This is a genomic window from Desulfatiferula olefinivorans (assembly GCF_054657895.1).
Genome location: NZ_BAAHXV010000015.1, coordinates 46174 through 59623, shown reverse-complemented (window position 1 = coordinate 59623; position 13450 = coordinate 46174). Strand labels below are relative to the sequence as shown.

15 protein-coding genes are annotated in these 13450 nt (G+C 53.6%); 7 read left to right on the top strand and 8 right to left on the bottom strand.

The genetic code is table 11. The features are described from left to right. Positions 1 to 86 precede the first annotated feature (86 nt). A complete protein-coding gene (locus ACYQ11_RS12170; RefSeq protein WP_459924058.1) occupies positions 87 to 983 on the bottom strand; it encodes a DMT family transporter in 897 nt (298 codons plus the stop codon). Positions 984 to 992: 9 nt separating this feature from the next. Further along, positions 993 to 3539 (bottom strand): penicillin acylase family protein, encoded by a 2547-nt coding sequence (locus ACYQ11_RS12165; RefSeq protein ID WP_459924057.1) that lies wholly within the window; start codon positions 3537 to 3539, stop codon positions 993 to 995. A gap of 187 nt (positions 3540 to 3726) precedes the next feature. Here ACYQ11_RS12165 and ACYQ11_RS12160 point away from each other — a divergent pair, with 187 nt between their 5' ends. From ACYQ11_RS12160 to ACYQ11_RS12150, 3 genes are read left to right on the top strand one after another with little or no spacing between them, the layout of a single operon-like run. Further along, on the top strand, positions 3727 to 3969 hold the full coding sequence (locus ACYQ11_RS12160) for a type II toxin-antitoxin system Phd/YefM family antitoxin (protein WP_459924101.1): 243 nt from the start codon (positions 3727 to 3729) through the stop codon (positions 3967 to 3969). Beyond that, positions 3966 to 4220 carry a Txe/YoeB family addiction module toxin gene (locus ACYQ11_RS12155; RefSeq protein WP_459924056.1) on the top strand — a complete coding sequence of 85 codons (255 nt, stop codon included), beginning with the start codon at positions 3966 to 3968 and terminating at the stop codon, positions 4218 to 4220. Before ACYQ11_RS12160 ends, ACYQ11_RS12155 begins: the two co-directional genes overlap by 4 nt. 49 nt (positions 4221 to 4269) lie before the next feature. Further along, a complete protein-coding gene (locus ACYQ11_RS12150) occupies positions 4270 to 5298 on the top strand; it encodes a hypothetical protein (RefSeq protein WP_459924055.1) in 1029 nt (342 codons plus the stop codon). A 2-nt stretch (positions 5299 to 5300) separates the two neighbouring features. Here ACYQ11_RS12150 and ACYQ11_RS12145 read toward each other — a convergent pair whose 3' ends face one another. The 4 genes from ACYQ11_RS12145 to ACYQ11_RS12130 all read right to left on the bottom strand — a co-directional run bounded on the left by ACYQ11_RS12145 (position 5301) and on the right by ACYQ11_RS12130 (position 8013). Then, complete coding sequence (locus ACYQ11_RS12145; protein WP_459924054.1) at positions 5301 to 6356, bottom strand: GGDEF domain-containing protein; 1056 nt, start codon at positions 6354 to 6356, stop codon at positions 5301 to 5303. Positions 6357 to 6521: 165 nt separating this feature from the next. Next, entirely contained in the window at positions 6522 to 6788 is a 267-nt protein-coding gene (locus tag ACYQ11_RS12140; RefSeq protein ID WP_459924053.1) for a BrnA antitoxin family protein, read from the bottom strand. Next, complete coding sequence (locus tag ACYQ11_RS12135; RefSeq protein WP_459924052.1) at positions 6785 to 7087, bottom strand: BrnT family toxin; 303 nt, start codon at positions 7085 to 7087, stop codon at positions 6785 to 6787. The genes ACYQ11_RS12140 and ACYQ11_RS12135 overlap by 4 nt, the downstream gene beginning before the upstream one ends. Before the next feature lie 284 nt (positions 7088 to 7371). Continuing rightward, positions 7372 to 8013 carry a winged helix-turn-helix transcriptional regulator gene (locus ACYQ11_RS12130; protein ID WP_459924051.1) on the bottom strand — a complete coding sequence of 214 codons (642 nt, stop codon included), beginning with the start codon at positions 8011 to 8013 and terminating at the stop codon, positions 7372 to 7374. A 159-nt stretch (positions 8014 to 8172) separates the two neighbouring features. Here ACYQ11_RS12130 and ACYQ11_RS12125 point away from each other — a divergent pair, with 159 nt between their 5' ends. The 3 genes from ACYQ11_RS12125 to ACYQ11_RS12115 all read left to right on the top strand — a co-directional run bounded on the left by ACYQ11_RS12125 (position 8173) and on the right by ACYQ11_RS12115 (position 12027). Then, the gene (locus tag ACYQ11_RS12125) at positions 8173 to 10869 is read left to right on the top strand and encodes an FAD-dependent oxidoreductase (RefSeq protein WP_459924050.1); all 2697 of its coding nucleotides are present in this window, start codon (positions 8173 to 8175) and stop codon (positions 10867 to 10869) included. A gap of 19 nt (positions 10870 to 10888) precedes the next feature. Further along, positions 10889 to 11560 carry a hydrogenase nickel incorporation protein HypB gene (hypB, locus tag ACYQ11_RS12120; protein ID WP_459924049.1) on the top strand — a complete coding sequence of 224 codons (672 nt, stop codon included), beginning with the start codon at positions 10889 to 10891 and terminating at the stop codon, positions 11558 to 11560. A 125-nt stretch (positions 11561 to 11685) separates the two neighbouring features. Continuing rightward, on the top strand, positions 11686 to 12027 hold the full coding sequence (locus tag ACYQ11_RS12115) for a hydrogenase maturation nickel metallochaperone HypA/HybF (RefSeq protein WP_459924048.1): 342 nt from the start codon (positions 11686 to 11688) through the stop codon (positions 12025 to 12027). Positions 12028 to 12044: 17 nt separating this feature from the next. Here ACYQ11_RS12115 and ACYQ11_RS12110 read toward each other — a convergent pair whose 3' ends face one another. Together ACYQ11_RS12110 and ACYQ11_RS12105 are read right to left on the bottom strand one after the other, a co-directional pair. Continuing rightward, positions 12045 to 12350, bottom strand: a complete 306-nt coding sequence (locus ACYQ11_RS12110; protein WP_459924047.1) for an addiction module antidote protein — start codon at positions 12348 to 12350, stop codon at positions 12045 to 12047. 9 nt (positions 12351 to 12359) lie between these two features. After that, on the bottom strand, positions 12360 to 12803 hold the full coding sequence (locus ACYQ11_RS12105) for a type II toxin-antitoxin system RelE/ParE family toxin (RefSeq protein ID WP_459924046.1): 444 nt from the start codon (positions 12801 to 12803) through the stop codon (positions 12360 to 12362). Here ACYQ11_RS12105 and ACYQ11_RS12100 point away from each other — a divergent pair. Continuing rightward, complete coding sequence (locus ACYQ11_RS12100) at positions 12798 to 13283, top strand: hypothetical protein (protein WP_459924045.1); 486 nt, start codon at positions 12798 to 12800, stop codon at positions 13281 to 13283. The two genes, ACYQ11_RS12105 and ACYQ11_RS12100, sit on opposite strands and share 6 nt — an antisense overlap. Positions 13284 to 13450 lie beyond the last annotated feature (167 nt).

Here is a 13450-nt window from a genome sequence, read left to right as displayed (position 1 = left end):
AATCCCGACCGGCTGGTGTGGATCTTTCCTTTTTGATGGGTCAGGGTTTTTGTTTCATCGTTTCAAAAAAACCGCGTGTCACGGTGTCACGGGTGAGCCGTCGACGCGACACTGAGTGCGGTGACGGTCACCAGAATCAGCCCCATGCCGACGATCTGCAGGCCCGTCAGGGTTTCATTCAACATAACGACGCCGAACAAGGACGCCGTGACGGGTTCGATCATGGCCACAATGGACGCCGTGGTCGGCGCGGTATGCCTCAGGCCGACGATATAAAAAAAGAACGACACCCCCGCACCCAAAACGCCCAGTATCAGAAACAGCGGCCAGGCCGTCGTGGTCACGGCGGCAACGATTTGGCCGGCATCACTGGGCCAGATGAGGAGGAAAACGAAGACCGTGAACGCGATCACGAGAATTTCCTGGGGGCTGCCGTACCGCGCCGCATAGGAGAATCCGAAAATGAAGATCCCGTAAGACAGGCCCGCAAGTAGACCCGTACCCATGCCGACAGGCGTGACACTCCTCGCGCCCGCATCGTACAGCCCTGTCAGTAAAACAATCCCGAGAATCACCACACCGATGGCCGCCCACTTGAGCGGGGTGGGGCGCTCGAGCTTGAGTCCGAAGGATACCATGTAAACGAACACCGGGGCGCAGTACATCAGTGTGGCTGCAACGGCAACGCCGCCCTCCCTGATGCTCAGGAAATAAAAAGAGAAATTACCGGCCACGCCGAGACCGGCCACCGCCGACCAGAACCATAACCGGGGGTTTTTCAATCCGCCCGTTCTCCGGCTCAGGAAAAGCCAGACAAGCAGAACCATCAGTCCGATCGCCCCTCTTACAAACGACACCGTGAACGCATCCCAGCCGTCGGCCAAAAGGATGCCGGCGATGCCGCCCGAGACCCCCCAGCACAGCGCCGCCAGCGCCACGAATGCCGAACCCTTTATCGAAATCTGAGCGTGTTTTTGCATCATGTGTGTCCGTCATTCAACCGGCAGCAGTGTCAGGGTCCGCGTGTAGTGTTTCGACACGTTGGCCTCCTGAAGGGGAAAGGGCTGGTAACGGCCGTCCAAAAATTCGTGGATGCCGTCGTCGTAATGGGGGCTCGCCGGGTTGCCGGACTGTCCGCTGCTGTTGATGCCGATCATGGGTTCCTCGCGGCTGAAATCGACGATGATCCGCATGGCAGGGATCAGCCAGGTGTCGAAGTCCTTGCCCGGATGATACGCCGAAACGTTTAAGGTATTGTGATCGCCGGGAGCGGGGAAGGGGCCCCGGTTGAAATAATCGCTCAAAAATTTCATGCCGCTGCGTTCGATGAAACCCAAATGATCCGCCATTTTGGAGGCCTCGATGTCCCAGCGATAGGTATGAAGCCGTCCCCAGGTCCAGGTGTCCCGGTTGTTGCCCAGTTCTTCTTCAAGAAAGGAAACGGCATCGGCCAGGGACAGGGCAAGGATTTCTTCGCGCGTCTCCGTTTTTTCCGTTTGGATTTTGTCCCAGAAGGGGCTTTTTCGGCATCTCTCGGTCATGTGATCGGGAAGGGCGGAATAAGACAGAAGGTGGGTGTCCAGAAACGCATTCCAGGAGTCGCTGCCCTCAGGCCCCAGTTCATCGAGAAAGATGTTTTTCAGAAGTTCCGAAGAAAAAACGGCGAAAAAGGCGGCCGCCTTTGAATCCGCGGTCATGTTGCCGTCGAACTGCCGGAGCAGCGCAAGGCCTTCGCGGGCGTTGGCCCGCCGGGTTTCGGAAAGGGCGTCGATAAACCCGTTGACGGCGGCAAGGGTGTCCAGATCAAACAGGGTCCTCTTGAATTTTTCCGCAGAAAGACTCACGGTGTCGGTTTGCATGGTTTGGGCGGTTTTCAGGGTGTAGACGGATTCTGTTTCGATCATCTGAGCGATGCGCTCCGAGCGTTCCGGATAATACCAGGACGAGGACAGCCGGTGGGGATAATCGGCCGGAACCGTCCGGTGGTTGGCGCTCTGGCAATAGCCCCGTTCAGGGTTGATTTCCCGGGGGAAACGTTCCGTATCGAGAAAGCCGGTCCAGTCATAGTCTCCGGTCCATCCGGGGGAGGGGAAAAGTCCCGTGCCGTTTTTTCGGAGCGGGTAGCGGCCGGTGACCAGCCATGCAATGTTGTCTTTGTCGGCCGCCACCATGTTGAGGGGAATGCCCGTGATGTTTTTCATGGTAGCCACGGCCTGGTCCAGGTTTTCGGCCCGGGCGATGCCGAAAAAGGCGTCCATGGTGGCGTCGGGTTCGAAGGCGGCCCAGCTCAGGGCAAAGCCGAAGGGGAATCGGGCCGGCTGCGGCGCGATGGCATTTAAGGGCGCATTTTCAAGAAGACCGTTCAAGAGGGGACCGTGCACCGTTTCGTAGATGATCCGCGTCACCGGTTTTTCCCCTTTGATCTTGAAGATTTCCTCCCGTTCGGCGGCCTTTTTCCATTGGCCCTGGTACAGGTAGTGGAGCGCTCCGTCTTCGGTTTTCAGTTTTTCAATAAAAAGGTCCTGATTGTCGGCCATGACCATGGTCATGCCCCAGGCGACGTGGCCGTTGAATCCGGCGACGATTCCGGGAAGCCCGGCCAGGGCGATGCCCGCGCCCCGATATCCGGGACAGGCCAGGCTGGTCATGTTCCAGATGGACGGCATGGAAAGGGGCAGGTGGGTGTCGTTGGCCAGAAGGCTTGCGCCGCCCGGAGTTCGTTTCCCCGACACGACCCAGTTGTTGGAGGCCGCCGTGTGAAGAAACGCAAGATCCGCCGCCCTGCTGCCGACGGCAAAGAGTTTTTTCAGATCGTCCGCGCTGCCCGACAGATCGATCTCTTTGAGCTTGTTCATCTCCGCAAAGGGCAGGGGCTCGTCCGGATAAACCGGAATCAGCCAGGCCATGTTCTCCGCACCGACCTTGGAGAGCATGTTCAGGATGTCGATTTCCTCGTGAAGGTTCTGGGCGAGGCCCAGGGTCAAAAACACAAAGACCGACGCCGAATCGACGGGCTTCCATGCTTCGGGTGTGTAACCGCTGATATCGATGTTGATGGGCAGGCGCTTTTGCTCGTCCATGTAGGCGTTCACGCCGTCGCAATAGATCTGGAGAAGTCGTTTGAGTTCGGGCGATGAGGCATCGAGCATGAGAAGGGCCCCTTTTTTGATATCCAGGGCGCGCAGAAAGTAATCCAGTTCAAGCCCGCTTTTCCCGCTCATTTCGGCAAGGCGTCCCTGGGCCGCCAGCCGGAACTCGATCATCTGGGCCAGCCGGTCCATGGCCGAGATATACCCGCTCGCAAACACCAGGTCTTCCACGGTTTCCGCCTGGATATGGGGAATCCCCAGATTGTCCCGACTCACGCGGACCGGTTTTTCAAGGCCCGCAAGACGGTGTTCGCCCTCGGCCGGTTCGAGCGTGCCGGCATAGCGGGAATCGAGATAGCGGTAAACCATGCCGGAACAGCCGAAGGCCGCCGCCATGAGACACACTGAAAGGACAAGGAAAGCACATCGCCGGATAAGACCGTTCATCATGGGTTGCTCCATTGTGTTGAGAGATCACTATGTAATGGTTTGAAGAGCCATTGTCATTGCACAACACAGGTACCACGATTGGCCCGGAACGTTCAACCCTAACGTGTCATCCGATCAGGGCAATCGCATGAACATTCGTTCACGTGCATGGTCTTGTTATCTCTGTGACTTTGTGTCTCCGTGAGAAATCAAAAAGACCGGCTCCCCTTCGGGGAAGCCGGTCGGGGGTCTCTCACTGAGGCACAGAGAAACAGAGAAACGCCGGACATGCCGGGGGGCATGTCGCACGGTTATTATGTCACTTGAAGACTATGAGGCGCTTGAAGAGACAGCCTATTTATTAAGATCTCCGAAGAACGCCAAACGGTTACTGGAGTCAATCGCCCAGCTTGAACATGGCAAAGGACATGAAAAGGAGCTTATCGAGTGAGGCTCATCTTTTCAGACAATGCATGGGATGATTATATTTTCTGGCAAAAAACCGACAAAAAAATTTTACATCGAATCAATACGCTTATAAAAGATACAACGCGGAATCCATTTGAGGGCATTGGTAAGCCTGAGCCTTTGAAACACGCGCTTTCCGGTTACTGGTCAAGGCGAATCACCGATGAGCACAGATTCATTTACAAAGTATCTGAAGATGCCCTTGAAATGGCTCAACTCAGATACCATTATTGAAACCTGTCTTTGCAGTCCGCCTCCTATCCATGGTAAAGGGATCCTTGCTATGGATACGCCTCAAATCATACAACGCGGACTCGACCTGACAGGCCGGATCGTCCACACCCTGGAAGGACCAAGGGTCTGGCAGGTGGTTACGGATGGCGGCCCTGTGCAGATGACGGTGCTGTTTCTGCTGGCGTCCATGCTGATGATCTGGCGGCTGAATGCCGTGGAGAAAAAAGGATTTGAAGGCACCATGATGGGCACGCTGGTGATGCCCTACTGCTCGGGATTCGCCAACCTGGCCTTTGCCTTTGTGATGGGACGAAGCGGCGGGGACGGCCGTCTGGTGCTGGAGAACTGCATTGTCAACAACGCGACCAACCTGACCCTGGTTCTGGGAATTCCCGCCATGATCTGGGGGATGGGGCTTCACCGAAAATCCAAGGGTCTGGAGGGCCGGATCAGCTGGTTTTCCCTGATCCTGACCCTGATCGCCCTGATCTTTTTTACAGGAGCGGTGTGGACCCTGGCGCGGGACGGCCGCCTGGACGTCTCGGACGGGCTCATGCTCTGCGGTCTGTTTTTATTCTGGCAGGTGATCCACGTTATTGAGGTGATGAAGCACAACGTCCGGAAGAAACAGCCCTTCCGGTATTCCATTCTCTTTGACTTTTTTCTGGCCGGTCTTGGGGCCTGGGCCTGTTTTTACAGCATCGAGGAACTGGTCTCCTGGGTCACCCTTTACGGAAAAGGGGTTTTGTCCTTAAAAAATCTGGGCCTGCTCTCGGGTCTTCTCATGGTGGTTCCCAACGCCCTTTTAGCCTTTTACTATTCGGCGCGGGGCCGCGCAGACGTGGCCTACTCCTCCCAGATCGGGGACTGCCATATCTGCATTCCCCTGTGCATCGGACTTTATGCCCTTTTTACCCCCATCGATCTGCCCCGGAGCTTTGACGCGGGCATTCTGACCATTCTCGGGGCAGGTCTTACCCATCTGCTGCTCACCATCCTGGCGGGCCGCATCCCCCGGATTGTCGGGGGCGCGCTCACCGCCGGGTATGCTGTTTTTATCATCAGAGGAATATTGTAGGGTCAGCTGCGGTGACGAACGGTCCGGTTCCGGCCCGCTTCCTTGGCCCGGTAAAGGGCCTGATCCGCCTCGCTGATCCAGCGGTCCCGGTCCTTGTCCTCGTCGGGGCGATGCTCGGCAAGCCCAAAGGACACCGTAATCGCAAGGTGCTTGTCAGGATCGGGTTTTCCCGATTCGTCAATGCGCGTGAAGTGTGTTCCGGCGATTTTTTCACGGATCCTTTCAACGACATCAACGGCGGTGTCGATATCGGTCTCATCGAAAATGATCAGAAACTCCTCGCCGCCGTAACGGCCTGCGACGTCAAAATTACTGCGCAGGGAGGATTTGAGAAGATGCCCCACCTCCTTGAGTACCCGGTCGCCCTGGAGGTGACCGAAGGTGTCGTTCACCTTCTTGAAGTGGTCGATGTCGCACAGGGCAATCACCGCATGGGTTTTTGTCTTTCGTGTATACCTGCCGCAGACCCGGTCCAGTTCCTCCCGGATCTTTCGTGCGTTGAAAAGTCCTGTCAGATTATCGTTGACCGCAAGTTCCTCAAGCTGCCCCTTGATCAGTATGGTGGACAGGTAATGACACATGATCTCGCAGACACTGGCTTCATAGTCCTTGACCCCGGCCTCTTTCCCCGTAAAATCGCCGCCGAACAGGTATCCGCCGCCAAAGGCTTCGGGAAGATAGATAAAGCCCATGATATCGCACCCGCATCCGGGCACGTTGATGGAAGACACGGCCCGGTTTTGAAACGCCTTGACCTCGTTGACAAACCGGGGATCGGGATGGGAAAGGGAGAGTTCCAGCATCAGGCCTTCGAACAGATCCGGCCGGAACCCCTTGGGATCGGAGACCTTAACGGTTTTCAGCATCAGGGCATCGTCCACCGCATTGGTGATCTCGTAAAGCACGCTCACATCAAAGGACATGGCCTTTTGCATGATCTCAAGGGGCTTGTCAAAACAGCGCGTAGGATCAGCAGAGTACCCCGGCTCCGCAAGAATGGAGGACAGTTCCCGAAGCTGGTTCAGGACAAGTTTGGCATCGGTTTCGAGTTTATCCATAAATATCAATGACGATCTCGTAAAAAGTAGAATTTCAGACGGCTTCGTAAAATGTTCGAGATCAAGGCTTGCGAGGCCCGAGGAATGAGGCGTACTAAAGGGTACGCCGCAGTGACGAGGGCTGACGCGTAACGCAGAGATCGGACATTTTACGAAGCCGTCATATTATTGATGCAGTTCAGAGTTAATCCGCTCCGATAAAAAAATCTTTAACAGCGACTGATAGGGAACATCCTTTTTGTTGGCTAATAATTTTAAATCTTCAATCATCGATTCAGGCAACCTGATGGAGATTTTGCGCGTTGACGGTTTTAAATTTGAAAAAATCACATCCTCGGCATCCGACCAGTCCATATAGTCTGATGAATCGTTTTTTTCCCAAAAGGTTCGTTCTTCATCCTCGCTATTGAATGTTGGTAGTTTCTTTTTCATCTCAGATACCTTTCCATTTCCGAAGCGGTCATGTCACGTGCGGAAATGACACTGATTTTATCATTTCGAATGGTAAAGACGGCAAAAAGGAAACGATCCATATCTGTTCGGCCAAGCACGTAAAAACGATTTTCACCAATGGCGTGTTCTTTGTCTCGCTTCAAGATAAGCGGTTTGTTAAAGAAGATTTGTTCACACTCCCAAGATGTTACGTCGTGCCTATCCCGGTTCTTTGTATCGTTTCCTTGCTCCCACTCAAAACCGGTGCAGGTTGATATTGTTTTATTGGGCTTGACCATGGGAGGTGTATACCATGATTATATACGAAGGGCAACGGTTTGGAGTGGGTGGGGCAGGGCAATCGCATGTAACATTCGTTCACGTGCACGGCAGGCCGAGACCGGTTCGACCGTTTTGTCCCACGCCGGTTGAACCATCTGACGACGGCTACCATCGTGACCGTAAACGTGAATGGGCATGAATCCGTTCCGCAGGAAAGAGATCACACATGCGATTGCCCGTGATTTGAACCTGAACCAGCCAGCTTTTTTGGAAACGGTCAGGGAGGATATTTTCGAGGCCCTTACGTTTGATTCTTCCGCCAGACCTCTTCAGCGGTAACCTCATTCAGTTCAACGGTTTCCCGGCAGTGTTCGCAACACATGACCGGCGTCAGGATATGCCCGCATGGGGTGTGCTTCAGGATAAGCGGCGGACCTGACTCATCGGCCAGCCACCGGTCTCCCCACTTGATAAAGGCAAGAATGACGGGCAACAGATCCCGGCCTTTTTCAGTGAGCAGGTACTTTTTCCGGCGGGCATCTTTTTTATCTTTCTGCGTTTCAAAGATGTCGTTCTCGACCAGCCATTTAAGACGGTCTGTCAATACGTTGGTGGCGATGCCCAGATTGGAAAGAAACACGTCATAATATTTGACACCGAAAAACGCTTCCCGGATGATGAAAATAATCCAGCGGTCTCCGAGTATTTCCATTGAACGACCCACGGAGCAGACTCGTGGATCTGCGGGTTTGTTTAATTTTTTCATCTGGTATCCCTCGCTGAACAAAGATGGTCTCGTAAAAAGCCACGTTTCAGACGGCTTCGGAAAAGGTTCGAGGTCAAGGCTTGCGAATCCCGAGGAATGAGGCGTACTTAAGGTACGCCGCAGTGACGAGGGATGAAGCGAAAGCGCAGAGATCGGACTTTTTACGAAGCCGTCCAAAAGAGTGTTCCGTCTGTATCAGAACTATCCTGACATTTTAAATCAAAAAAGACCATAAAATTAACTTGCAAAAAGCAAGGTGTTTTTGTAATGAATTAGCTTGTTATTTGCAAGCTAAATCGCGCGGATTATAATGGTCGTCATAAGGAGCGGGTCAAGATGCCGGAAGTCAAAGAAAAAGTCATTGATTTATGTAACAAAATCAGCAAGGTGAGGCGAGGGGCGGCGAATGAAATCACACCGGATGACCCGGAATACAAGCTGCTTGAATGTGTTGTGACCGATGACATGGCGGATGCGGCTTTGTGCCTGAAATTCCGCACCCCCCGGAGTGCCGAAGAGGTGGCCCCCATGCTCGGAAGATCCGTTAAAGAGACCGAACAGCTTCTGCTGCAATGCGGCGATGCAGGGGCGGCCATGTACAATGAAGAAGACGGGGTCAACAAGTACTGGCTGGAACTGTGGGTCCCCGGCCATATGGAGATGGTGGTCAACAACAGGGAAAACTATAAAAAATATCCGCAGATCGGTTATGCCTTCGATGCCTACGGTAAGAAGATGGCCCCCCTCGTCAACGGAAATTTTCCCGTGGGGACCGGCACCATGCGGACCATTCCCATTGAAAGAGCCCTTGACGGGGGGAGTCGAAAAGCCTCTTACGAAGAGATCTCGGGATACATCAACTCGGCGACCTGGATTTCCGTTTCAGACTGCTCCTGCAGGACGGCCCGCGAAGTCATGGGAGAAGGCTGCGGACACCTGAAAGAGGATATGTGCATCCAGCTGAATTATGCGGCCGAATATTACATTCGGTCGGGAAAAGGCCGCCAAATCACCAAGGACGAAGCCTTTGAGATCATCCGGAGAGCCGAAGACAACGGTCTCATGCACAGCATACCCAACGTTGAAGGCCCCGGCCATACACACGCCATTTGCAACTGTTGCGGATGCGGGTGTTTTGCGGTGCGGAACGCTGCCATGTACCGCAATACCGATTTCAGCGCGTCCAACTATCAGGCACGCGTGGATGTTGATAAATGCGTGGCTTGCGGTGAATGTGTTGAAACCTGTCCCACCAACGCGTTGACTCTGGGCCAGAAGGTGTGCGGCGGCGCCCTGAAACCGAAGAAACGGGATCTTCCGCACAATACCGAATGGACGAAAGAGCACTGGAATGTGGATTACCGCACCAACCGCGCCGTGGTTGACGCGTCCGGCACCAGCCCCTGCAAGGCGGAATGCCCCGCCCACATCGGTATCCAGGGGTACCTGAAGCTGGCGTCCCAGGGCCGCTACACGGAAGCTCTCGAACTGATCAAGAACGAAAATCCGTTCCCGGCCGTGTGCGGCCGGATCTGTCCCCGCAAATGTGAATCCGCCTGTACCCGGGGCGACCTGGACGATCCCATCGCCATCGATGACATCAAGAAATTCATTGCCCAGAAAGACCTGGACGCCGAAACCCGTTTCATTCCAAAAAAGAAAAACGATTACGGCAAAAAAATCGCCATTGTCGGAGCCGGTCCGGCCGGACTTTCCTGCGCCTATTATCTGGCCGTGGACGGTTACAAGGTGACGGTTTTTGAGCGGGAAAAAGCTCTGGGCGGCATGCTGACCCTTGGAATTCCATCCTACCGCCTGGAAAAAGAGGTGGTGTATGCCGAGATCGATATCCTGAAAGAAATGGGGGTTGAATTTAAAACCGGCATTGATGTGGGCAAAGACGTCACCCTTTCCGATCTCCGGAAAGACGGTTTTGAGGCCTTCTATCTGGCCATCGGCGCCCAGTCCGGTCGGAATCTCGGCATTGACGGCGAGGATACGGACGGTGTCATGACCGGGGTGGACTTCCTTAGAAAGGTGAATCTCGGGGAAGAGATCACACTCGACGGTAAGACCCTGGTTCTCGGCGGAGGCAATGTGGCCATTGACGTTGCCCGGACCGCCACACGGGTGGGCGCATCGTCCGTTGCCATGTACTGCCTTGAAAGCCGCAGTGAGATGCCGGCCCTTGATGAAGAGATCAATGAAGCAACGGAAGAAGGCATCGTTATCACCAATTCCTGGGGACCCAAGCGCATCATCGCCGAAAACGGACGGGTCAAAGGGGTTGAATTCAGAAAGTGCGTTTCCGTCTATGATGAAAACGGCCGGTTCAGTCCGATTTACGATGAAAACGAAACCATGGTGGTTCACGCAGATCACGTCCTTGTTTCCGTGGGCCAGTCCATGGACTGGGGCAACCTCATCGCGGGCAGCAAAATTGAACTCAATCCCAACCAGACCGTCAAAGCGGATGAGCTGACATTCCAGACCGGTGAACCCGACGTCTTTGTCGGCGGCGATGCCCTGACCGGACCCAGCTTTGCCATTGACGCCATTGCCATGGGAAAGGAGGGAGCCATCTCCATTCACCGGTATGTGCATCCCGGCCAAAGCCTTGTTCTCGGCCGAACCCGAAGGGACTATGTTTCATTCGATAAAAACAAACTCAACCTCAGGGGATACGACCGCGTCCCCCGTGAAAAAACAGCCCACGTGGAGGGCGGCAAGGCCAAAACAACCTTTAAGGATTTGCGGGGCTTTTTTACCGAAGAGCAGGTTCAAAAAGAGACCGAACGCTGCCTCGGCTGCGGCGCCACGGTGGTGGACACGTCCATGTGTATCGGCTGCGGTGTGTGTACCACCCGGTGTAAATTCGACGCCATCGGACTTGTCCGGGTTTATGACGAGCCGGGTGTGGAATTACATGACCTGAAAAAAACCATCGTCAGGCATGTGGTGAAACGAAAAGTCAGGATCGCCCTGGCCAAACCGTGGAAGACACTTAAAAAAGCATTTTCCCTGCTGGGATAAGAAAAAGGGAGCCGAACCCATGGATAACTACAAAATTATCGAAATCAAAGAGAGTGTTTTTGAAAACAACGACCGGCGGGCCGAACTTCTCCGGGAAGAACTGAAACAACAGAAGACGTTTCTTCTGAACCTGATGTCGTCACCCGGTTCGGGCAAGACAACCACCCTGGTCCGGACCATTGAAGCCCTGAAAGATGAGATGTCCATCGGTATCATGGAGGCGGACATCGATTCGGATGTGGATGCCAAAACCATCTCCAAAACCGGCGCCAAAGTGATTCAGCTCCACACCGGAGGCATGTGCCACCTGGATGCGGAAATGACCCGGCAGGGGCTCGAAGGCCTTGATACGAAAGGCATAGACCTTGCCATTCTTGAAAATGTGGGAAACCTGGTCTGCCCTGCGGAGTTCGATACCGGGGCGTCAAAAAACGCCATGATCCTGAGTGTGCCCGAAGGGGATGACAAGCCCCTCAAGTACCCCCTGATGTTCTCCATCGTCGATGTGCTTCTGATCAATAAAATCGATGCCATGGGTTTCTTTGATTTTGACCTGGAAGCGGTCAGGGAACGGGTCGCCAAACTCAACCCCAACATCCGGGTGATCCCCATCTCCGCCAAAACCGGGGAAGGAATTGAGCAATGGGCGGACTGGCTTCGTACTGAAGTGAAAAAATGGAATAATTCTTAAGGGAACGGGAGCCTCCGGCGGCCCTCCCGGGGGGGCAGCTTTTAAAAAGCTGGACAAATGGGCAGGGACGCAACCTTGCAGGGCCGCTGGAGGCGACCAGACAACCATTTTACGAGGTAAACCCGTTGCATGAACTCGGTGTTGTGATCAAGGTTGTGAAAACCGTTGAGGTCTTTGCACAAGAAAACGGCCTGACAAAAATCGAGACCCTGGTTCTTCAAATCGGCGCGTTGTCCCAGGTGATTCCGCGTTATGTGGAGGAGATTTATCCCATGGCGGTCAAGGACACCCTGCTCAAAGAAACACGGCTTAAGATCGAGGTCCTTCCCGCCAATGCACGATGCCGGACGTGCGGCAAGGTCTTTGACGTCCTTGAAAACAAGGGTGTCTGCCCCTTTTGTCACAGCAAAAAACCGGAAATGATCAGCGGCAACGAGTTTATGATCAAAGAGATTGTGGCCTGCTGACGCGCCGCTGTGGGCTTTCAAGGGGGTGTATGCGTTGCTTCAGCATGCAGATTTAATCCTAATGCGCCGATAATTTTGAGGATTGTATCAAATCCTGGCGCACGTTCCCCAGAAAGAGCCTTATATAGGCTTTCTCGAGACAGGCCCGCATCACGGGCAACTTGAGTCATGCCTTTTGCTCTGGCAATATCACCCAGTGCTTTTGCAATAAATGCGGCATCTCCATGTGCTTCTTCCATAGAAGCTTCAAGATATTCCGCCATTTCTTCAGGTGTGCGGAGATGTTCAGCGACGTCATATTTACTTGTTTTCGTTTTTGTCATGATTTTCACCTACATATTGTCTGCAAGTCGCAAAGCGGTTTTGATATCCTTGCTCTGACTATGTTTGTCGCCGCCTGCTAAAAGAATAACAACACCCTGACCGATCTTTTTAAAGTAGACTCGATAACAAGGGCCATAGTCAATACGTAATTCAGATACACCTTCTCCTACAGGTTTTACGTCTCCGGGATTGCCAGCCGCATCGGGTATACAAGCGCTTTCAATCGTCGTCATAACAGGAGCGGGCATTTGTACCAGGGGCGGTATAAATCCTATCTGATCGATGCCGACAGTTATTTGAAAGAAGTATCCCGGTATATTCATTTGAACCCGGTCAGAATCAAAGCCCTCTCCGGCATGGAAACGGATCAGCGAATCAGGATGCTGAATCAATTCAGTTACAGCAGTTTCTCTGGATACACGAATACGAAAAAGCGACATGATTTTGTGCATTACCAGACGGTGCTCGACTATTTCGGAGGGGATACGAAAGAGGGGAGGGCGGCATACCGGCAGTTTGTCTTTCGTGGTCTGAACAAAGGCGAATCCAGCCCCCTTGATATTGGTAAGGGCAATGGAATTATCGGTTCCGATGACTTTATCCGTCGCATCAAAGAAAACTATCTGACGACACTGGCAAAGGCCTCCGGACGGGAACAGCCCCATTTAAAGGAAATCCGTTCATCGTTCAGCCCTGAAACCCTGATTGAAGCCTTTTGCACGCGAACCGGAACGAACCGGGATGAGATCTGCCGACGGGGAAAAAACTCAATTGAACGATCGATGCTGTTGGAGCTTCTTTATCGCCTCTGCAACATCAAACAACCCGACATCGGCAAATACCTCGGCCATATCGATTACAGCTCCGTCAGCATTTCAAGGAAGCGATTGCGGTCGAAATGGAAAAAGATTTGGATTAAGGCACCGATTTGAAGGGCTTTTGGAGGATTTGTCAAGAATAAAGATTTGACCCTAAGTCACTGACCCTAAGTCACTCATGCGATTGCCCTTGATTTGAACCTGAACCAGCAGATTTGTATGTTGCCCGAACCCGCCACGGTGCTGTTCCGGCGACCGCCCATCGTAGGGTGGGTTTCACC

Excerpts from the sequence above, each read along its gene's own strand:
- ACYQ11_RS12165 (WP_459924057.1), bottom strand. The coding sequence starts at position 3,539 with ATGATGAACGGTCTTATCCGGCGATGTGCTTTCCTTGTCCTTTCAGTG.
- ACYQ11_RS12170 (WP_459924058.1), bottom strand. The coding sequence starts at position 983 with ATGATGCAAAAACACGCTCAGATTTCGATAAAGGGTTCGGCATTCGTG.
- ACYQ11_RS12150 (WP_459924055.1), top strand. The coding sequence starts at position 4,270 with ATGGATACGCCTCAAATCATACAACGCGGACTCGACCTGACAGGCCGG.
- ACYQ11_RS12145 (WP_459924054.1), bottom strand. The coding sequence starts at position 6,356 with ATGGATAAACTCGAAACCGATGCCAAACTTGTCCTGAACCAGCTTCGG.
- ACYQ11_RS12125 (WP_459924050.1), top strand. The coding sequence starts at position 8,173 with ATGCCGGAAGTCAAAGAAAAAGTCATTGATTTATGTAACAAAATCAGC.
- hypB (WP_459924049.1), top strand. The coding sequence starts at position 10,889 with ATGGATAACTACAAAATTATCGAAATCAAAGAGAGTGTTTTTGAAAAC.
- ACYQ11_RS12140 (WP_459924053.1), bottom strand. The coding sequence starts at position 6,788 with ATGAAAAAGAAACTACCAACATTCAATAGCGAGGATGAAGAACGAACC.
- ACYQ11_RS12105 (WP_459924046.1), bottom strand. The coding sequence starts at position 12,803 with ATGCACAAAATCATGTCGCTTTTTCGTATTCGTGTATCCAGAGAAACT.
- ACYQ11_RS12110 (WP_459924047.1), bottom strand. The coding sequence starts at position 12,350 with ATGACAAAAACGAAAACAAGTAAATATGACGTCGCTGAACATCTCCGC.
- ACYQ11_RS12135 (WP_459924052.1), bottom strand. The coding sequence starts at position 7,087 with ATGGTCAAGCCCAATAAAACAATATCAACCTGCACCGGTTTTGAGTGG.